Genomic DNA, 18,412 nt, shown 5'->3' with positions numbered 1-18,412 from the left:
AGCGTGTTCCGGTGCTCCTCGACAGTCATGAGCCCGCCATGGACGCGGGCGGACGGGCGAGAGTGCCGCCCGCGAGCACCCGGCCGAGCGCGACCGCGAGTTCGCCGTTTTCCCCCGCCCCTCGGGCACGCCAGGCGAGGTGCCCGTCCGGGCGCACGAGAGCAGCGCCCGTATGGCGGATCGACAGCGGTCCGAGCAGGTGCGGCAATCGTTTGACCTGGAACGGTACGAGGACCGACGCGACCAGGTCCTTCCCCGCCCGCTCCCAGCCTTCCGCGTCCGGGCCGCACACGAGCACGAACCTGGTGTCGAACCAGTCGATGGTCGACTCCGCCTTGCCGACGTCCAGCCAGAAGTGCGGGAACCGGGCCCTGGGCCGGTCGGTCGGCCAGTAATGCTGCGAGCCGTAGGGCGGTATCGGGGAGCCGTCGTCGACGATGGTTCCCCGACCGTAGACGTAGCCCAGAGTGTGGCCATCGCTGTGCAACTGCTTGTTCTGGTCGACGAGCAGATCGCGCCAGCGCTGTGGCTGCTCTTCGCGGCGCCGGAACGCCTCGTCCATCTCGTCTATCCGCGTCTGGTTGCGCACGGCTAAATCCGTGTTGGACTGTGCGACCGGGCGGCGCTCGGACTCGTAGGTGTCCAGCAGCGCGTCATCGGCTGGTCCGGACAGGACCAGCGCGAGCTTCCACGCGAGGTTGTGCACGTCCTGGACCCCGGAGTTGAGCCCGTTACCGCCTGAAGTGGGGAACCGGTGCGCGGCGTCGCCGGCCAGGAACACCCTGCCCGCGCGGAACCGCTGTGCGACTCGGGCGCTCATCCGCCAGTTCATAACGTTGATGCGCTCGACCTTCAGGTCGGGTAGTTCCCACTGCTCGCGGACCAGCTCGACCAGCTGCTGCTCGCCGTCGCGGAGCTTCTGCACGGCCAGCCAACGGTCACCGTCCGGGCCGGTGGCCAGTACATTGACGTGGGGACGGGTCGGCTCGGTCGGACGAAGAACCCGATGGCGCTGCACACGTGCGGCAGGTGCCCGAGGCCGGCGCGGTAGTAGCGGTTGGCCATGAGCTCCAACGTCTCCGGGGCATCCATCGCGATCCCCGCGATGTCACGCACCGGGCTGTTCGCCCCGTCGCACCCGACGAGGTACCGAGCGCGCACGTCGAACTCCGCGCCGCCCTCCCTCGGCCGTACCCGTGCGGTCACGCCATCGGCGTCCTGGGTGAACGACACGAGCTCGGTCAGCCGGCGCACCCGTGCCCGTGGCCGGGTGGACAACGCATCGTCCAGCGCCTCTTCCACCGCCTCCTGGGGCACGATCGACCGCGGTGCAGGGTGGGGGCGGGGTCGGTGTAGGCCACCAACGGCCCGTTCAGGCTCCCGCACCAGCACGCCACGTCCGACTCCTGGGGCAGGCCCGCACGGCGCACTCGGTTCTCGATGCCCCACACGCCGAACTGTTCCATTGTCCGCGGGTGGCAAACCCGAGCCTTGGGATGAGTGGTCGTGGCGGGCCGCCGCTCGACGAGCAGGCTGTCCAGACCTATTAGCAGATCACGCTCCGCCCGCACCGACGCCAGCTCAGCCCGAAACGTTTCACCTCAGCAGCCGGATCCTCGGGTATCCCATTGACCGCGCCGCGCTGCTCACGATCCTTTGTTACCCAGTTACCCAGTTACCCAGTTAAGCTGAGTTGATTCCCAGGTCACGGGCAACCTCGGCGACCGATTTGCCCGTGTCCAGAACCAAGTGCACCGCACCGTCCCGGAACTCCGGATCGAACTTCCGTTGTGACTCTGACATGCCCACCCCCTATAGCGCATGCCCTAAGATTGATCTTGTCTTCACGATTCAAGGGAAAGCTCATCGATTCTGAAACGTGGGAGCGGTTTGGGTAGGGACCACGTGATGGCAAACGATTCACAACCGGTAGGACACGCCATGAGCGGAAACTGCTCGAGAAGGACAGTTTCCCCTCGCGGACAGGCCAGCGTGCAGGTTTGGTTTCTGGCGCACGCGTATCCACCGTATGGCGAGTGTTTTGGGGGAGCGAATGTTGATTGCTCCCCACCAGAGGCCGGCGCCGTAGGCGAGGTCGTCGATGCGGCGTCCGAGGAATGTGTTGAGTGGGTTCTGGTTGCTGCCGGGTTTTGCCGTGATGAGGTCGATGATGGCCGCTGTTGTGAGGGCGCGGCGTGCGGTGCGGTTCGTGAGCGCGGCGAGGAGTGTTGCGGGCCACCAGTGTCGTAGTAGTAGTGCCGATTCCTGGCGTAGTGACCAGCCCAATCCGCGGATCGCGAGCCGGTTGGCGAGTCCGGTGCCGCGTACAGCGTCGGGCAGGCTGCGGGCGAGAGATCCGGTGCTGTAGGCGAGGCAGACGACCGCGATGGGGATCGAGTAACGGTGGCGTGTGAGCAGGGCTGTGGCGGCGAGTGCCATGGCGGGTGAGAGTCGTGCGACGGCGGTGTGGGTGCCGTGGCGTTGGGCGAGTGTGGCGCCGCCGGTGCCGTAGGCGAATTTGCGTTCGAGCCATCCGGTCAGGGTGGGTCGTGTGTCGTGTTGGGCGGTGATGGTGGGGTCGTAGCGGATGGTGTGGCCGCTGGTGGTGAGTCGCCATACGAGGTCGACGTCTTCGCCGATGCGTAGGTCGGGGTCGAAGCCGTCGCCGAGTTGGCTGATGCGGGCGAGTAGGCAGGCGCTGGGGATCCAGGCGACGGTGGCGCCTGGTTGTACGGAGCAGGGGCGGTCGCCGAGGTCGAGGGAGGAGGCGGATTCGTCGTATCGTTCGTGCCACCGCGGCCGCGTCGTGCGGGCGATACCGATGATTCGGGGGCCCACCATGGCTACGCAGGGGTCGGTGAAGTGTCGTGTGAGGCGTAGGAGGGCGTCCGCGGTGATTTCGACGTCGGAGTCGACGAACGCGACGTAGGGGGTTGTGACGTGAGCGAGCCCGGCGTTGCGTGCACCGGCTGGGCCCTGGTTGAGCTGAAGCGTGATCAGGTGCGCGTCGTGGCGTGCGGCTGTCTGCGCGACGGTTTCTGGGTCGGTGGAGGCGTCGTCGACAACGACCACCGGGAGTGGATAAAGGGCTGACAGGGCCCGGTCCAACTGTTCGGGGCGGTCTCGCACCGGGATGATGACGGTCAGCACATGGTTCGGCACTGCCGCACTGAGGACGGGGTCGGCGATGTTGGCGTCGAGTAGACGTCGAGCGAGTGCGGCACTGGCTGGGTCGACTACCCGGATCCGGTCGTGCTCGATCAGTGCTGTGGCCGCGTCGGTGAGGCGCAGCGCGCGCAAGGGAGTGCCACCTACCAGTACGTGCCCGTTCGCCAGCCGTGTCACATCCTCTCGGATCCGGACCTCAAAGCCGTCTGGAAGTCGGGCGGGTGTGGTGGTCATGATGCGAAGCCGCCGTCGGCGTGTACGACACTGCCGTTGAGCACACGTCCTGCCGGTGAGGCGCAGAGAGCGATGGTGTCGGCGATTTCGGCTGGGTCGATAGGTTGTCTGATCAGCTGGTGGTCGGTCAGTTCGTCGATGGTGACGCTGTAAAGGTCGGCGGTTGTCTGCAGCATTGGTGTGTTGGTGGATCCGGGTGAGACGGCGCATGCGGTGACTCCGGTCGCGACGAGGTCGGCGGCCAGGCCTTTGACGATGCCGACCACGGCGTGTTTGGCGGCGTTGTAGGCGGCAAGGTGGAACATGCCGTGGGTTCCGGCAGCGGACGCGATGGCCACGAATCGGCAGCCGGACGGATCGGGGCCGGTGAGCATGGCCGGTACGGTGGTGGCGGCGGTATTCCAGACACCTTTGGCATCAACCTCCCACAGCAGGTCCAGGTCGGTGTCGGGGGTTTCCCACAGCGGGGCTCCGCCGCGCATCACCGCGGCGCAGGCGACGACGACGTCGAGTCGATGCCAGTGTTCGAGTGTGCGGGTGACGGCTTTGGCGAGCGCGGAGCGGTCTCGGACATCGGCGATGTGTGCGACTACGTTGTCACTGTGGGCGGCTGTGAGGGCGTCGAGTTCGGCGCGGCTGGCCAGTGGTGGGCCTTCGCAAGAGTCCACTGCCATGATTTGGTATCCGTCGGCCGCGAGTCGCGCGACGGTTGCCGCGCCGATTCCGCGTGCGGCTCCGGTGACGATCGCTACTCGGGTCATACTGCTGCTGTGGTTCGTGTAGCGATGGTTTGCACCATTCGCGCGAGGGTCTGTTCGCCTTCCTCGGCTGTGGCGCCTGCTGGGTCTCCCAGCACTCCATTGGCCGAGACGCCGCCCACACCTTCCCTGACGAGTGCGGGTAGGAGTTGTTGCAGGGAGCCGGTGTTGCCCTGTTCCATGCGGTCGAGCCGCACCGATCGGGGGCGTAGATGCAGCATCAGCGAGGTTTCGGTGCGTCCGGCGTGCAGGTCGCTGTCATCGATTGCGCAGGGGGTCCAGGTCACGTCGTGATCTTCGTCCACGAGCTGGCCGATGGCGCGGTCCAGGGCTGGGAGGTTGCCGCCGTGGGCGTTGACGAACAGTACGCGACGGGCCCAGGTCCGCATGGATCGCACCAGCTCGATCAGCAGTAGTTGTAGTGCCTCGGTCCCGATGGAGCTAGTGCCGGGGAAGGCCTGGTGTTCGCCGCTGGAACCGTAGACGATGGCCGGTGCGACCCAGGCGCCGTCGACGATTTCAGCTACGCCCTGGGCGACGGCTGTCGCGATCGCGGTGTCGGTATCCAAGGGTAGGTGTGGACCGTGTTGCTCGATCGACCCGACCGGGACCAGGATGAGCTCGACGTGGTCGATCTCGGGCCAGGTGGCGTGCGTGAGGTGACCGGTCATCGGCCTGCGACCTCCGGTGTCGGTGCACCAAGCCGGCGTTCGAATCCTGGTGGCACCAGTAGATGCTCCGGTGTCAGTTCGTCGATCGAGGCCACGCCCAGTCCCATCAGCGCCGAGTCGATGCCACTACGCAAGACGTCGAGGACGTTCTCCACTCCTGTTTGACCGTTGGCGGCCAGCCCCCACAGGTAGGCGCGGCCGATCAGCACCGACCGCGCGCCGAGAGCAAGTGCTTTGACGACATCGGAGCCGCGGCGGATTCCGCCGTCGGTCACGACCTCGACGTCGTAACCGACGGCGTCGGCGATCGGCTTGACCATCCGGATCGCGCCCGGTGTCCCGTCGAGGTTGTTGCCACCGTGGTTGGAGACCGAAAGACCAGAGACACCAGCGTCGCGGGCGCGTAGGGCGTCGTCGATTCGGCACACACCCTTGAGTACGAACGGTGTGCCGCTGATCTGGGCCCATTGCTCGCGCATCCACGCCACGTCGGCCCATGAGGGTGGCGGGGTGGTCATCCACTCGTGATACGCCCCGAAAAACGTCGGCGCGGCACCGCCGGGTGGGGCCAGATTCGGCGCGGTGAGATCCGGGATCTGGCCGGTACGGCCGAATTCGTAGAGCCACCGCGGTTTGGTCACGACCTTCGGTGCCATCCGAACCATGGTCTTGAGATCGACCTTCTCCGGAATCTCGGGACTTCCCCAATCACGGCCCATCGAGAACGACCAGTCCAGAGTGGCGATCAGCCCGATCACACCAGCCGCGTGGGCGCGCCGCATCCGTTGGATCATGACATCGCGGTCACCGGTCCAATACATCTGAAAAAAGGTCGGTGCACCGGTGGCGGTGACCTCCTCGACGGACTTGGAGGCGAAGTTCGACAGCCCCATCACCGTCGCACGCGCCGCGGCCGCACGTGCCACGGCGACCTCACCCTCGGGATGCACCGCCTGGACACCGGTCGGGCTGATCAACACCGGCAACGAAACGTCCTGCCCCAAGACCGTCGTGGCCATCGACCGCTCGGGTCGCTGTCCCGCGACATGCGGTGCGAAACCGACCTCGCGGAACGCCGCCTCATTGTCATCGATGGTCTGGCCCCGCTCGGACCCGGCCACCAACGCACCGTAGACCGGGGCGGGCAACCGCTTCCGGGCGCGGCGTTTGGCCACGGCGACCGACTCGAACCACGGGTTCCGCTTCCACGGATTCTCCAGTGTCACGCGCAACAGCCTTTCTGCTCCGGGGCGCCCGGCGCGTAGTCGGCGAGCGGGCTTTCCGCGCACGCGGACACCGGCGGCCGGGACAGCAGCGTGAGCATCACCGGCTGGTTACGAGTCGGCGCGGCTTTGGAATGGTCCCGGCTCGCAGGCGGAACCGTCCGCTCCCCGGCCAGCGCGCTCTCGCCGAGACCCCGCACGCATTCAGGGTCTGGCCCGTCGAGCGGCAACCCGGTGAAGAACTTCGCCGCCATACACCCCCCGCGACACGCGTCATAGAACGAGCATTTCGCGCACGCGCCACCGGTCTGCGGTGAACGCAGCTCGGTGAACAACTCGGAGGCCTGCCACACGCGCTGAAATCCACCGTCGGACAACACGTTGCCCGCCAAGAAATTCTCGTGGATCGCGAACGGACACGCATACACGTCACCGACCGGATCGATCAAACACACCACACGGCCCGCACCGCACAGATTCAAGCCTGGCAGCTTCTCTCCGAAGGCGGCGAGATGGAAAAAGGAGTCCCCCGTCAGCACATCCTCACCATGCGCGATCAACCAGTCATAGAGCACCTTCTGCTGCCCGGGAAGCGGATGCAGCTCGTCCCACACATCCGCCCCACGCCCCGAAGGACGCAACCGGGTCAACCGCAGCGTCGCACCGAACCGGTCCGCCAGTGCTTTGAACTCGTCGAGCTGGCCGATGTTCTCGCGAGTGCACACCACCGAGATCTTCGCGTCCTCGAACCCCGCTTCCTGGAGATTTCGCAGCGCGGTCAGTGCCGTGTCATACGAACCAGGACCTCGCACGTAGTCGTTGACCTCCGCGGTCGCACCATCCAACGAGATCTGCACGTCGACATAGTCGGTCGAGGCCAGGAACCGGGCCCGTTCAGGAGTGATCCGCACGCCATTGGTGGAGAACTTCACACCGACCTGGTGGTCTACCGCGTACTCCAGCAGATGCCAGAAATCCGGCCGGATCGTGGGTTCGCCGCCACCGATGTTGACATAGAAGACCTGCATCCGCTGCAGCTCGTCGATCACCGCTTCACACTGCTCGGTGCTCAGCTCACGCGGATCCCGCCTGCCCGAGGACGACAGGCAATGCGCACACTCCAGATTGCACGCATACGTCAGCTCCCACGTCAAACAGATCGGCGCGTCCAGCCCCAACTCGAACTGGTCGACCAACGATCCACCGACCGGTCGTTCCTGCACGGCGGTCATGCAGCCACCTCCCGTGTGCGCGGTCGAACCATGTCGGTACCAGCCAGACTGTGCAATGCCGAACAATAAGCCCCGTACTCCACTTCGGGGACTCCCGCAGCCACCAGAGCCGACCGAACGTCTGGATGCTCGCCGAGTGTCTCGACGAGCACGACCAGCTCCCGACGTTTGAGGAACGTGAGTTTGCGGTTGCCGAAGTGATACGCCAACGCCCCGAAGGGCTCCGGGCGCAGCGCTACCGACGGTGAGAGCACCCACGCTTGATCCAAGATCGGGTCGTGTTGGGGATCAGACATCAGTACACACCGCACATACCGTCGATCGAGACCTCCTCGACCAGCAAATCCGACGTCACCACATCGGGCGCGTCCACGTCGTTTTCGCCTACTGCCACACGGGAATCGTCAGCCATGTCCGCTCCTTCACACGAAACCTTCAATATTCGGCACTCAGTGCCGAATAGACGGTACGATAACGTCACGGGGTGACACAAGCAATAGTTGCGACGGATAGAAGACAATGACCACGCCTCACCGCGACACCGACGCCCGGCGACGGGGACGCCCGCCGGCCACCAATGCGCGCGAACTCGAACTCGCCGCGCTGCGACTGTTCAGCGAGCACGGTTTCGACGACACCACCGTCGAGGAGATCGCCGCCGTCGCAGGCGTCAGCCGACGCACCTTCTTCCGCTACTTCGACTCCAAATCCGCCGCCCTCTGGCACCAATTCGACGGCGAAGTACAACGACTCCGCACCGCGTTCGACGCCGTCTCGCCCCACACACCACTCATGGACGCGATCCGCGAAGTCGTCGTCGGCGTCAACCACTACCGCGCCGAAGACGTCCCCGAACTACGCACCCGAATGCACCTCATCAGCACCGTCCCCGCCCTGCAAACCAGCGCCGGGCCCCACTACGACGCCTGGGAACGGGCCGTCAGCGATTTCGCCGCCCGGCGCCTCAACCAGCCCCCCGACACCCTCTACCCCCTCGCCATCGGACGCACCACACTCGCCGCCAGCCGCGCCGCCTTCGACCAATGGCTCACCACAGCCGACACCGACCTCACCACCTACCTCGACCTATCCCTCCACGCACTCGCCAACGGATTCGACACACGAACCCGATAACCCGCGAGGGAATGTCTGACCTCGCGGGGTTCGTCGACGACACAGCGTTGAACGGCGGCTCGCTCTCGGCCAGCTGACAACCGAACCACGGCGACCGGCGTCGACGACCCGGACTTGCGCGCGCAACCAGCTCAGCATGATGGCACACTCGACCAGGTCGTATCGTCGGGCAATGGACTCGGCGTTGCGCCCCAATTGCGTAGGCGTGGATTGGCGAACGTAGACGACCGCCGCGCGGGAGCGGTGGGATGCGGTCACCTTGGTGTGCTCACTCTTCATCGTCCACCTGGCCCTCGGCCGCTGCCATCGCGATCAGGTGCGCCAGCAACGTGATGGCCTCGGTCACGCCGGTGTCGGGCAGCTCGGCCGGCACCAGCTGCGGTGACGTCGGAAACTCGGGCGGGAGCAGACTGAGCTGGGCACGAGCGTGTTCCCCCAGTGCCGTTGACAGCAGCACCGCCGACAGATCTTCGACCGTGCCCAAGATCGTTGGCCGCCAGTCGAGATTCTCGTGCGCATGCACGGTACTGGCGAGTACACCATCGCCGACCTTGTCGACGTGTTCACCGTCTCCGCGTCACGGTGTGCCGAACCTTGCATCGACACAACGTTCCGCGGCGCTGACCCACCTACCGTTCAATCAACCCATACCGGCTCTCCACCGAACCTCAGCTCTGTCAGCTCGGCGACGACCTCGGCGGTGTGTTGACGGAGCCCCAGCGGCGGGCGGCTGGCCGTCGAATTTCCACGGCCCGTTGGGGACGCTGATCTCGTCGGCCCCGCCTTGCATCATGGTCAGTACCATGTGCCGGTCCGTCGTATCTGGATCCGCGAAGACTTAGTACTGCAACGACAGTTTGTGATGTCGATGGGGCTCTGACGCACTTTCGGTGGTGACGGACGGTAGTCACAACGATAAGGCTCTGGCGAAGTAAGGATCCGCAGGTCACGGATGCCGAGCTGCCATCGGGTGAGAGTTGGCGAGCTTGCGCCACGGCCTCTGCGGCGCACCGACACACCGAGGTCGCAGCCTGATTGCGACACTATCCGCCCACGGAACATCGAGGCCAGAGCACCGCGATTCCTGCTGTTACCGAATGCAACTAACCGTCACAATAAGTTACGACCGGATTTGAGCCAGAGCCGTTCGCCGGACACTCCCTCGATGCGCGCTCTCCTTGGTCAGGTCAGCAGTAGCTCGGTTTTCGGTCGGTGCAGGATTTGGCCAATTCTGCTGAGCGCCTTGCTTGCGAGCTCGCCGTCGACGATGCGGTGGTCGAACGAGAGGGTGAGCCGAGTGACCCAGCGCAGTTCGATCCGGCCGTTGTGTTCCCAGGGGAGCCTGCGCACCGCTCCGAGACACAGGATGGCAGCTTCGCCGGGGTTGAGGATCGGCGTTCCGGCGTCTATACCGTAGATGCCGATGTTGGTGATGGTGATCGTGCCACCGGTCATCTCCTGTGGGCTCGATCGCCCTTTGCGGGCGGTATCAACCAGTTCGGTGATGGCGCGGGCAAGGCTGGGCAGGGTCAGCGATTGGGCGTTCTTGATGTTGGGTACCAGCAGTCCACGGGGCGTTGCGGCCGCGATTCCCAGGTTGACAGCGGGGTGTTCGAGGATCTCGGTGTCTGCCCAGGACGCGTTGATGGCCGGGTGCTCGGATACCGCGGCCAGGAGGGCACGAGCCACCGGCAGCAGCATCGAGACCTTCGATTGCCCGAACGCGGGGTGGGTTTTGAGCTGGCCGACCAGCTTTACCGATCGTGTCACGTCGACGACGTGATACTCGCTAGCATGTGGTGCGCTGAACGCACTAGTGGTCATTGCCGCCGCAGTGGCCTTACGTACTCCGGTGACCGGGGTCCTCCGAGCCTCGTTGTCTGGCCGGGTCGCTGCTTGTGCCATCGGTGCGGGATCGGGTAGATGATCTGTGGCCCGGTCGGCGTGTCGGAGCAGATCTTGGCGTGTGACAGTGCCGTAGGGTCCGGTCGCGGTGACGGTCTCGATGTCGATGCCCATCTGCTTGGCGTGTCTCCGGACCGGGGGTTTCGCCCGCGCTGCGTTGGGTTGTACGGACCGCGCCACGGGTGGCTGCTCCTGCGAGGTCTGCCTGCGGCGCCTTCGAGCCGGAGCGCTCGTACCAGGGCCGTAGCCGACAAGCACTTCCGGCGCGGGTTCGGCCGGTTCTTCCGTGGCAGTGCCGATGGAGACGACCGGCTCGCCAACCCGTACGGTCTGCCCCGGTTCGGCCAGGATTTCCAGGACGGTGCCCTCGTATGGGGACGGCAGTTCCACCAGTGATTTGGCGGTCTCGATCTCAGCGAGTGGCTGGTTATTGCCGATCGAGTCGCCCACCGCGACATGCCAGGTGACGATCTCGGCTTCTTCGAGTCCCTCGCCGACATCGGGTAGGTGAAATTGTTGGGATTTCGCAGAGGTGTTCATGGGTGGCTCACCACGCAAACGATCGGTCGACCGCGTCGAGGACCCGGTCGAGGTCGGGGAGGTGCTGGTCCTCGTACTTGGCGGGTGGATAGGGGATGTTGAATCCACCGACCCGCAGAACGGGGGCCTGGAGGTCGTAGAATGAGTATTCGGTTATCTCGGCGCCGACCTCGGCGCCGAGTCCCGCGAAGGTCGGTGCCTCATGGGCGACGACGCAGCGCCCGGTCTTGCCCACCGAGGCCGCGATCGTCTCCATATCCAGTGGGGACAGGGTCCGCAGGTCGACAACCTCGATCTCACGGCGGTCTTCCTCCGCCGCGACTGCCGCGGCCCGTTGGCAGGTGTCCACCATGCCGCCGTAGGTGAGCAGTGTCAGGTCGTCTCCCGACCGTAGTATCCGTGCCCGATCAAGTGGCAGCGTTGACTCGGCGGGTGTGTCGGTGACCTCGTCTTTGGCCCAGTAGCGCCGTTTAGGCTCGTAGAAGATGACCGGGTCCTCGGAGGCGACGGCCTGCCGCAGCATCCAGTGGCCATCCTGTGGGTTCGAGCAGCACACCACGCGGAGTCCCGCGGTGTGCGCAAAGTACACCTCGTTTGATTCGCTGTGGTGTTCCACGGCGCCGATCCCCCCGCCGACCGGAATGCGGATCACCACGGGCAGCGCAAGCTGGCCGTGGCTGCGGGCTCGCATTTTTGCCAGTTGGGAGACGATCTGGTTGAAGGCAGGATAGACGAAGCCGTCGAACTGGATCTCGCAGATTGGCCGATAACCGCGCAGCGCTAGTCCGATTGCGGTGCCGACAATGCTCGCCTCGGCGAGAGGGGTATCGATCACGCGCTGTGGGCCGAAGTCCTTCTGCAGGCCGTCGGTGACGCGGAAGACTCCGCCGAGTCCGCCGACGTCCTGGCCCATGACGATCACTTTGGGGTCGTTGGTAAGCGCCTGTTGCAGGCCGGTGTTGAGCGCCTTGGAAAGAGTGAGCTGAGACATGGATTTCCCGTCGATAGGGCCGTAGGTCGGTGCGGCCAGTGCGGAAAGAGGTGCAGAGGCTTACTCCGCGAAAGAGGCGACCAGCTCGGCGTAGCGCCGGTGTTCCTCGGTCAACAAGGGAGTCGGCTCGGCCAGGACCGTATTGAACAGTGTGGACACGTCTTGCAGTGGCAACTGCTTGCATTCCTGGCTTGTACGGTTGGCAAACACCTCGCACTCGGCTTCCAGGTCCGCGCGGAATCCGTCATTCATCCATCCGCGTTCCTCGAGCAGCCGCTCGAGGCGATGGATCGGGTCGCGGGTCTTCCAGCTGTCCAGTTCGCTCGCGTCGCGGTAGCGGTCTGGGTCGTCAGAGGTGCTGTGGCCGGCCATCCGGTAGGTTTGCGCTTCGATCATTGCCGGGCCTCCCCCGCTGCGCACGCGCTCGGCGACCGCAGCGGTCACCGCGTGTACGGCCAGGATGTCGTTGCCGTCGACGAGGTGGGCTTCGAGGCCGAAACCCTGCGCACGCTGGTGCAGCGATGTGCGCGTCTGGGTGTGCGCAGGTGTGGAGATAGCCCACTGATTGTTCTGGCAGAACAACAGCAACGGTACCTCGGTTGTGGCCGCCCAGTTGAAGGTCTCGTTCGCTTCACCCTCACTGGCCGCTCCGTCACCGAAATAGGCGAGCACGATTTCGTCTGTGCCGTCGCGCTGCACGCCCATCGCGTAACCGGTCGCGTGCGGTAGCTGCGCGGCCAGAACCAGAGTGTAGATGTGGAAACGATAGGTCGCCGGATCCCATCCGCTGTTGCGGCTACCGCGCCACTGCACCAACAACTCTGCCGGAGTGATACCGCGGCACAGCGCGGCGGCGTGCTCGCGGTAGCTCGGGAACACATGGTCGTCGGGCCGCACTGCGCTGATCGACCCCACCTGAGCCGCCTCCTGACCAAGCGACTGCAGCCACAAGCCGAGCTCGCCTTGCCGTTGCAGGACGTATGCCTGTTCGTCGAACCGACGCGCGAGGCGCATTCTGCGGTACAGGTCGCGACATAGTTCGGGGGTGAGCTCTAGCGGCCAGTTCTCGTCCTGGGTCAAGCGGCCGTCGGGGTCGAGTAGCTGCACGGGTTCCATGCGGTTCTCCCTAGGATTGATCGGTTGGCCGCAGCGCCCTGTGGAGCGCTGCGGCCGTGGATGCCCCGCCGGTTGGCGAAGCGCAACCACGAAGGTGCCGGAGGACGGCCACGGACCGTCGACGCGGTGGCGTCGGGTGTCGCCGTCATCGGTGGTCATTGATCAGTGAAGATGCCTGCCACGTTCGGCCGTTCCGGTAGTCCGTGCAAGCGTTCGGCGAGGTCGGTGGGAACGTTTGCGCCACCGAACGCGACGCAGTCGTCGAACTTGGCCAGCACATCTGCCATCCGCGCGGGACGATCGGCGTGTCCGCGGGGTGCGTCGCAGCGGATTGCCGTCGTGTCACCGGTTCGGGTCCGCACGGTAGTCTCCGCGGCGAACACCAGCCTGCCGGTCTGCACAGTCGGGAGGGTGTCGGTAGCGGTGATGCGTGCGGCGAGGTCCAGCACCGGTGCGCGATCGACCGCGGCGTCGGTGAACGCGTCGAGTCTGAGGTGCCCGTCGGCGAGGCAAGACGCGACGACGTAGTGGACGCTGAATTTGGCTTCCAATCCCGTCCGGGGAGCGGATTCGATCAGTGGCTGCAGGCCCCCTGCGGGTACGGCTACCTGGACTGTGTCGATGTCTTCGATCCGCAACCCGGATGCTTGTAGTTCGAGTGCGGCGTCTGCGGCGGCGTTGGTTGCGTAGCAGCATGGGAAAAGTTTGAGGTTGAGCGCTGCGCGGCCCGGGTCGCGCAGCGTCGCGACGATGCGTTCGGTGGCGGCGCTGCGCTGTGCCTCCGTGAGGGTGGCTGCTCCGGAGTACAGGCCGAGATAGCCGTATGGGCCGCCGACCGGGTCACTTCCAGCGGTGAGTCCGGCCTGTGCCAGTACGGCGGCGAGCACTCCATCGCTTGCCGCGAGCCCGGCGTGCAGTGGCTTGGTCATCGACCCGAAGTTGTGTCGCGACCCGGCTGCGCGGGATACGGCGATGCCCAGTGCGTGCGCGGTCTGCTGCGCGTTCAGGCCCAGTACCGTGGCGGCCGCCGCCGAAGCGCCGAGCACGCCGAGGGTCGCGGTGGAGTGCCAGCCTCGGGTGTAATGTTCACCGACGCCAAGTCCAGCGGCCAGCGCCCGTATCACGGTAAGGCCACGCCAGTAGCCCTCCGCGGCGAGTGCACCGCTGGCTTCGGTTTGTTCAGCGACGGCCAGCACTGCGGGCACCAGCACGGCGCTCGGGTGACCGGTGAACAGGTCGTCAACGTCGTCGAAGTCAAGGGCGTGTGCGGCGGTGGCGTTGCGCAGTGCGGTCCTGCTTGGGTCAGCGCTACGGCCGTCGAGCCAGGTCACGCAGGGGCCGCTGATTTCGCCGAATACAGCGCCCAGCGCCGAGACTACGGGTTCGCGGGCGGCTGCCAAGGCGACGCCAACCGTGTCGAGCACCGCGGTGCGGGCTAGCTCTATTGCCTCTTGGGGTACCCGCTCCGGTGGCTGCGCGACATACTCGGCCAGGACCCGGGTCGGGGTAGTCTCGCTCGTCTGTGGCGCAGCCTCCCGGTTTGAGCCGTGCAGGATATCCTCCGCTGCGATCTCGGGCATCAGAATGACCTCGGCATGTTGAGCACGTGCTGGCCAATGTGGGCGAGGATGAGGTTGGTCGAGATGGGCGCAATCTGGAACAGGCGTGCTTCGCGGAACTTGCGTTCGATGTCGTATTCGGAGGCCATGCCGAATCCGCCATGGGTTTGCAGCGCGGCGTTGGCCGCTTCCCAGGATGCGTCTGCGGCGAGCAGCTTGGCCATGTTCGCCTCGGCGCCGCACTCTTTGCCCGCGTCGAACAGCTCGGCCGCGCGCCAGCGCATCAGGTCGGCTGCCTCGACATGGATGTGTGCGCGGGCGATCGGAAACTGTACGCCTTGGTTCTGCCCGATCGGGCGGTCGAAGACTACTCGTTCGGTGGCGTAGCGGCTGGAGCGCTCAACGAACCAGCGACCATCGCCAATGCATTCCGCCGCGACGAGGATCCGTTCGGGGTTCATGCTGTCGAGCACGTAGCGAAAGCCCTGTCCCTCTTCTCCGACAAGCGCGGAAGCGGGCACACGCACGTCGTCGTAGAAGACCTCGTTGGTTTCGTGGTTGACCATGGTTCGAATCGGCCGGACCGTGATTCCCTCGATCTCCCGCAGATCGAGAAGAAACAGCGACAGCCCATGAGACTTCCTCGCGACCTGCTCCAGCGGGGTTGTCCTGGCCAGTACCAGCATCAGCTCGGAGTGTTGCAAGCGTGAGGTCCAGATCTTCTGACCGTTGAGGATGTAGGAGTCGCCATCTCGGCGGGCAAAGGTGCGGATCTTGGTGGTATCGGTGCCGGCGATTGGTTCAGTGATGCCGAAGGCTTGCAGCCGCAGCTCGCCGCTGGCGATCTTCGGCAGGTAACGCTTGCGCTGTTCGTCGGAACCGTGCCGCAGCACGGAGCTCATCGTGTACAGCTGAGCGTGCACCGCGGCGGCGTTGCCACCGTTGCGGTTGATTTGCTCGACGATCACCGAGGCATCGCCGACCTCGAGGCCAAGTCCGCCGAATTCCTCGGGGACCAGTGCGCCGAGCACTCCGGTCGAGGTGAGCGCATCGACGAACTTCTCCGGGTATGCCAATTGGTCGTCGAGTTCGCGCCAGTACGCGTCGGGGAAGTCCGCGCAGACCCGGTCGACAAGCCCACGCAGGTCGGCGCGGACCTCGGTATCGGTGGTGGTGCTCATGCTTGCTCCTCCTGTGCGCCGTTTGTAGCTCGCGGTCCGTGCCCGGTTCGATAGACCAGCAGTGTCCTGGTGAAGCGGATGACGAGGTCGTCGCTCTGGGTGAAGCCCTCGGTCTGCACCTCGACCACACCGAGCGTGGGCCTCGACTGCGAGGGGCGGGTGCCGAGGACAGTGCTGCGTGAGCGAATGGTGTCACCTTCGAACACGGGGTGTGGGAGTTCGATCTGTCCCCAGCCGAGGTTTGCGTAGACGTTTTGCGAGACATCCGTGACACTCTGGCCAGCGACCAGTGACAGCGTGAGGCAGGAGTTGACCAGTGGCTTGCCGAAGTCGGTCCGTGCCGCGTACACGTGGTCGAAATGCAACGGTGCGGTGTTCTGAGTCAACAAGGTGAACCAGATGTTGTCTGTGGTGGTGATGGTGCGCCCGAGCGGGTGCTCGTACACATCGCCGAGAACGAAGTCCTCGAAGAAGCGGCCTTGCCATCCGGTGTGAACGGTCATGTCATGCCTTCCGCGAAAGCTCCTGGGACAGGAACGGGTCAGATCACCTGCTGCTGGCGCAGCCGGGCTATCTCTTCTGCCGAGTAGCCGAGTTCGGTCAACACCTGGTCGGAGTGCTCACCGAGCAACGGGACCGCACCGAGATCGGTTCGGCGTTGCCCCGGGATTCCCGGCGGATAAACGGTCTCGACATCGCCGGTCGGGATCGGAGTCCGTATCCAACGGTCCCGTTCCAGCAGCTGTGGGTGTCCGGCGAGGTCGGCGATGTCGGTGATCCGCGCGTTGGCGATTCCCACCTCGGTGAGCAGCGCTCGGATGGCGACGCCGTCGGTGCCGACCAGACGATCCGCGATCAGCGCGTCCAGCGCCGACCGGTGTGCTACGCGGTCGCTGTTGGTGGCAAACCGCGGATCCTCAGCCCGTTCAGGATCGCCGAGGACCCGGTCGCAGAAGCGCCGCCACTCGGCGTCGTTCTGCACCGCAAGCAGCAGCCACTGCCCATCTTTCGCTTCGAAGGCACCGTACGGAGCGATCGTGGGATGGTTGACACCCATTCTGGTGGGCGTCATCCCGCCGAAATGGGTGTAGTACAGCGGATACGCCAGCCATTCCACCAACGAATCGAACAGGGAAATCTCGACTGGCGGTGCCTGACCGGTTCGCATCCGCTGCATCAGCGCCGCGAGAATGCCGGAATAGCCGTACATTCCTGCGGATATATCAGCGATCGACACTCCCACCTTAGCCATCTCCTCCGGTGTCCCGGTCACCGAGAGCATCCCCGCCTCCCCCTGCACGAGCAGGTCGTAGGCTTTCGCGTCGCGCAGCGGTCCGCCAGAGCCGTACCCCGATACCCCGCAGACGACCAGATTCGGATGCCGGTCCTGCACAGCGGCGGGATCCAGCCCAGCCCGCTCTGCTGCCGACGGCGACAGATTCTGCACGAACACATCCGCGCTCGCCAACAGCCTCTCCAGCAGCTCGCGGCCGTCCTCGGACTTGAAGTCCAGCGTCAGGGACTCCTTCCCACGGTTGAGCCATACGAATACGCTCGAAGTGCCCTTGACGGCGGCGTCGTAACCGCGGGAGAAGTCGCCCGTACCTGGCCGCTCGATCTTCAGGACCCGGGCTCCGAGATCGGCCAGTTGCCGCGTGGCAAACGGAGCCGCCACTGCCTGCTCGATGCTCACCACAGTCACCCCGTCCAATGGACCCGGCGTCGGCGCCGTCACGGGTTCACCGCCGAAGCCCCTCGCGCAACTGCCCTTTGCCGCGTATCAGGGTAGTCGTCAAGCAACGCCTTTGCGCGCCGCAGGATCGGCTCGTCGACAAAGGTGCCGTCGTCGAGCCGACACACCGCGCTGCCGTCCGCGGCGGCGGCCGCGGAAGCCGCGACCACCTGCTGGGCCCACGTGATTTCATCGGTACGCGGGCCGAAACCCTTATGTACGGCCGGAATCTGTTCCGGATGAATCACTACCTTGCCACCGAACCCGAGCGTGCGGGCCGCATGGGTTGCCCGGATCAAACCGTCGCGGTCACCGAGCACCAGGTGTGGACCGTCCAGCGGCGCGCGAAGCCCGGCCGCCGCGGCGGCTAGCACCACCTGGGCGCGAGCGTTGGCGAGCTCGTTGCCCTCTGCGGTGGGCTCCACGCCGAGGTCTGCGGACAGGTCCGCTGGCCCGAACAGTAGTGTGGCGACCTGCGGTGAGGCCGCCGCAGTGGAGCGCGCCTCGAAGACCCCTACCGCCGTTTCGACGATCGGTACCATCGCAGGAACCGCCATGCCCGTGAACAGTTGTTCGAGGCGCAGCACGTCGGAACCGCTTTCTGCTTTGGCTAGCAACACGCCGTCGACCTGCGGCCATACCGGGCGAAGCTGCTCGATGTCGCGTTCGAGCAGACCGCTGTCAACAGCGTTGACTCGCACCAGTACCGGGCCGGTCAGCCCGGCACGGAGCTGTTCCACCGCCATAATTCTAGCCTGGTCTTTGCCTTCCAGCGGGACGGCGTCTTCGAGGTCGATCGCCACGGCGTCGGCACCGCAGCGGGTCGCTTTCGCGACACGGTCGGGTCGGTCACCCGGGACGAACAGCACGCTGCGCCAGTGCTGTCGGTTCATTCCCACTCCATTTCCGAAAACAGCCAACGCTCCCGTCCCCTGGGGAGCATGCGGACATCGTCGCGGTGTGATGCC

General features: G+C 65.5%; 21 protein-coding genes. 1 reads left to right on the top strand and 20 read right to left on the bottom strand.

All coding sequences use genetic code 11. The features are described from left to right. Positions 1-25: 25 nt before the first annotated feature. From A37U_RS55025 to mftA, 11 genes are all read right to left on the bottom strand, one after another. Positions 26-961, bottom strand: coding sequence for an FAD-dependent monooxygenase (locus tag A37U_RS55025; protein WP_420806259.1), 936 nt, complete (start codon positions 959-961; stop codon positions 26-28). Next, a complete protein-coding gene (locus tag A37U_RS55020; RefSeq protein WP_420806258.1) occupies positions 853-1,317 on the bottom strand; it encodes an FAD-dependent monooxygenase in 465 nt (154 codons plus the stop codon). The genes A37U_RS55025 and A37U_RS55020 overlap by 109 nt, the downstream gene beginning before the upstream one ends. Continuing rightward, complete coding sequence (locus A37U_RS55015; RefSeq protein ID WP_276142282.1) at positions 1,242-1,571, bottom strand: FAD-dependent monooxygenase; 330 nt, start codon at positions 1,569-1,571, stop codon at positions 1,242-1,244. Before A37U_RS55015 ends, A37U_RS55020 begins: the two co-directional genes overlap by 76 nt. Before the next feature lie 112 nt (positions 1,572-1,683). Then, positions 1,684-1,803, bottom strand: a complete 120-nt coding sequence (locus A37U_RS55010; protein WP_083933810.1) for a transposase — start codon at positions 1,801-1,803, stop codon at positions 1,684-1,686. Between the two features lie 117 nt (positions 1,804-1,920). After that, positions 1,921-3,402 carry a mycofactocin biosynthesis glycosyltransferase MftF gene (gene mftF / locus A37U_RS45065; RefSeq protein ID WP_157183007.1) on the bottom strand — a complete coding sequence of 494 codons (1,482 nt, stop codon included), beginning with the start codon at positions 3,400-3,402 and terminating at the stop codon, positions 1,921-1,923. Continuing rightward, complete coding sequence (locus A37U_RS0124100; RefSeq protein WP_020499237.1) at positions 3,399-4,163, bottom strand: mycofactocin-coupled SDR family oxidoreductase; 765 nt, start codon at positions 4,161-4,163, stop codon at positions 3,399-3,401. The genes mftF and A37U_RS0124100 overlap by 4 nt, the downstream gene beginning before the upstream one ends. Continuing rightward, positions 4,160-4,831, bottom strand: a complete 672-nt coding sequence (gene mftE / locus A37U_RS45060) for a mycofactocin biosynthesis peptidyl-dipeptidase MftE (protein ID WP_020499236.1) — start codon at positions 4,829-4,831, stop codon at positions 4,160-4,162. Before mftE ends, A37U_RS0124100 begins: the two co-directional genes overlap by 4 nt. Next, a complete protein-coding gene (gene mftD / locus A37U_RS0124090) occupies positions 4,828-6,057 on the bottom strand; it encodes a pre-mycofactocin synthase MftD (protein WP_020499235.1) in 1,230 nt (409 codons plus the stop codon). Before mftD ends, mftE begins: the two co-directional genes overlap by 4 nt. Next, on the bottom strand, positions 6,054-7,286 hold the full coding sequence (gene mftC / locus A37U_RS0124085; RefSeq protein ID WP_020499234.1) for a mycofactocin radical SAM maturase: 1,233 nt from the start codon (positions 7,284-7,286) through the stop codon (positions 6,054-6,056). Before mftC ends, mftD begins: the two co-directional genes overlap by 4 nt. Next, positions 7,283-7,582 carry a mycofactocin biosynthesis chaperone MftB gene (mftB, locus tag A37U_RS50045; protein WP_083933808.1) on the bottom strand — a complete coding sequence of 100 codons (300 nt, stop codon included), beginning with the start codon at positions 7,580-7,582 and terminating at the stop codon, positions 7,283-7,285. Before mftB ends, mftC begins: the two co-directional genes overlap by 4 nt. Beyond that, complete coding sequence (gene mftA / locus A37U_RS49165) at positions 7,582-7,698, bottom strand: mycofactocin precursor MftA (RefSeq protein ID WP_020499232.1); 117 nt, start codon at positions 7,696-7,698, stop codon at positions 7,582-7,584. The genes mftB and mftA overlap by 1 nt, the downstream gene beginning before the upstream one ends. Before the next feature lie 107 nt (positions 7,699-7,805). Between mftA and mftR the strand changes: the two genes are divergently transcribed. Then, complete coding sequence (gene mftR, locus A37U_RS0124070; RefSeq protein ID WP_020499231.1) at positions 7,806-8,420, top strand: mycofactocin system transcriptional regulator; 615 nt, start codon at positions 7,806-7,808, stop codon at positions 8,418-8,420. A 268-nt stretch (positions 8,421-8,688) separates the two neighbouring features. On the opposite strand, the gene A37U_RS0124065 is transcribed toward mftR, so the two are convergent. The 9 genes from A37U_RS0124065 to A37U_RS45045 form a co-directional block, all read right to left on the bottom strand. Next, positions 8,689-8,943: a hypothetical protein gene (locus tag A37U_RS0124065; protein WP_020499230.1), complete on the bottom strand. Its 255-nt coding sequence runs from the start codon at positions 8,941-8,943 to the stop codon at positions 8,689-8,691. Between the two features lie 659 nt (positions 8,944-9,602). Next, a complete protein-coding gene (locus A37U_RS0124060) occupies positions 9,603-10,865 on the bottom strand; it encodes a dihydrolipoamide acetyltransferase family protein (protein WP_020499229.1) in 1,263 nt (420 codons plus the stop codon). A gap of 7 nt (positions 10,866-10,872) precedes the next feature. Continuing rightward, positions 10,873-11,856 (bottom strand): alpha-ketoacid dehydrogenase subunit beta, encoded by a 984-nt coding sequence (locus tag A37U_RS0124055; RefSeq protein WP_020499228.1) that lies wholly within the window; start codon positions 11,854-11,856, stop codon positions 10,873-10,875. A 60-nt stretch (positions 11,857-11,916) separates the two neighbouring features. Then, positions 11,917-12,972: a thiamine pyrophosphate-dependent dehydrogenase E1 component subunit alpha gene (locus A37U_RS45055; RefSeq protein ID WP_020499227.1), complete on the bottom strand. Its 1,056-nt coding sequence runs from the start codon at positions 12,970-12,972 to the stop codon at positions 11,917-11,919. Positions 12,973-13,127: 155 nt separating this feature from the next. Beyond that, on the bottom strand, positions 13,128-14,552 hold the full coding sequence (locus A37U_RS0124045; RefSeq protein ID WP_020499226.1) for an MmgE/PrpD family protein: 1,425 nt from the start codon (positions 14,550-14,552) through the stop codon (positions 13,128-13,130). Then, the gene (locus A37U_RS0124040) at positions 14,552-15,712 is read right to left on the bottom strand and encodes an acyl-CoA dehydrogenase family protein (RefSeq protein WP_020499225.1); all 1,161 of its coding nucleotides are present in this window, start codon (positions 15,710-15,712) and stop codon (positions 14,552-14,554) included. Before A37U_RS0124040 ends, A37U_RS0124045 begins: the two co-directional genes overlap by 1 nt. Further along, positions 15,709-16,215, bottom strand: coding sequence for a MaoC family dehydratase (locus A37U_RS45050; RefSeq protein WP_020499224.1), 507 nt, complete (start codon positions 16,213-16,215; stop codon positions 15,709-15,711). Before A37U_RS45050 ends, A37U_RS0124040 begins: the two co-directional genes overlap by 4 nt. Positions 16,216-16,253: 38 nt before the next feature. Continuing rightward, the gene (locus A37U_RS0124030) at positions 16,254-17,447 is read right to left on the bottom strand and encodes a CaiB/BaiF CoA transferase family protein (RefSeq protein ID WP_040588669.1); all 1,194 of its coding nucleotides are present in this window, start codon (positions 17,445-17,447) and stop codon (positions 16,254-16,256) included. Next, positions 17,444-18,337 (bottom strand): HpcH/HpaI aldolase/citrate lyase family protein, encoded by an 894-nt coding sequence (locus A37U_RS45045; RefSeq protein WP_020499222.1) that lies wholly within the window; start codon positions 18,335-18,337, stop codon positions 17,444-17,446. Before A37U_RS45045 ends, A37U_RS0124030 begins: the two co-directional genes overlap by 4 nt. Positions 18,338-18,412: the final 75 nt, after the last annotated feature.

The sequence above is a fragment of the Sciscionella marina DSM 45152 genome (assembly GCF_000379465.1).
Classification (GTDB): domain Bacteria; phylum Actinomycetota; class Actinomycetes; order Mycobacteriales; family Pseudonocardiaceae; genus Sciscionella; species Sciscionella marina.
The sequence above is the reverse complement of the archived record's forward strand: the minus strand, read 5'-3'. Positions and strand labels throughout refer to the sequence as shown.

Coding starts and splice junctions, on each gene's coding strand:
- A37U_RS45045 (WP_020499222.1), bottom strand. CDS start 18,337: ATGAACCGACAGCACTGGCGCAGCGTGCTGTTCGTCCCGGGTGACCGA.
- A37U_RS0124055 (WP_020499228.1), bottom strand. CDS start 11,856: ATGTCTCAGCTCACTCTTTCCAAGGCGCTCAACACCGGCCTGCAACAG.
- A37U_RS0124060 (WP_020499229.1), bottom strand. CDS start 10,865: ATGAACACCTCTGCGAAATCCCAACAATTTCACCTACCCGATGTCGGC.
- mftC (WP_020499234.1), bottom strand. CDS start 7,286: ATGACCGCCGTGCAGGAACGACCGGTCGGTGGATCGTTGGTCGACCAG.
- A37U_RS0124040 (WP_020499225.1), bottom strand. CDS start 15,712: ATGAGCACCACCACCGATACCGAGGTCCGCGCCGACCTGCGTGGGCTT.
- A37U_RS45055 (WP_020499227.1), bottom strand. CDS start 12,972: ATGGAACCCGTGCAGCTACTCGACCCCGACGGCCGCTTGACCCAGGAC.
- mftA (WP_020499232.1), bottom strand. CDS start 7,698: ATGGCTGACGATTCCCGTGTGGCAGTAGGCGAAAACGACGTGGACGCG.
- mftF (WP_157183007.1), bottom strand. CDS start 3,402: ATGACCACCACACCCGCCCGACTTCCAGACGGCTTTGAGGTCCGGATC.
- A37U_RS55010 (WP_083933810.1), bottom strand. CDS start 1,803: ATGTCAGAGTCACAACGGAAGTTCGATCCGGAGTTCCGGGACGGTGCG.
- A37U_RS0124045 (WP_020499226.1), bottom strand. CDS start 14,552: ATGCCCGAGATCGCAGCGGAGGATATCCTGCACGGCTCAAACCGGGAG.
- mftB (WP_083933808.1), bottom strand. CDS start 7,582: ATGTCTGATCCCCAACACGACCCGATCTTGGATCAAGCGTGGGTGCTC.
- A37U_RS45050 (WP_020499224.1), bottom strand. CDS start 16,215: ATGACCGTTCACACCGGATGGCAAGGCCGCTTCTTCGAGGACTTCGTT.
- mftE (WP_020499236.1), bottom strand. CDS start 4,831: ATGACCGGTCACCTCACGCACGCCACCTGGCCCGAGATCGACCACGTC.
- A37U_RS0124100 (WP_020499237.1), bottom strand. CDS start 4,163: ATGACCCGAGTAGCGATCGTCACCGGAGCCGCACGCGGAATCGGCGCG.
- mftR (WP_020499231.1), top strand. CDS start 7,806: ATGACCACGCCTCACCGCGACACCGACGCCCGGCGACGGGGACGCCCG.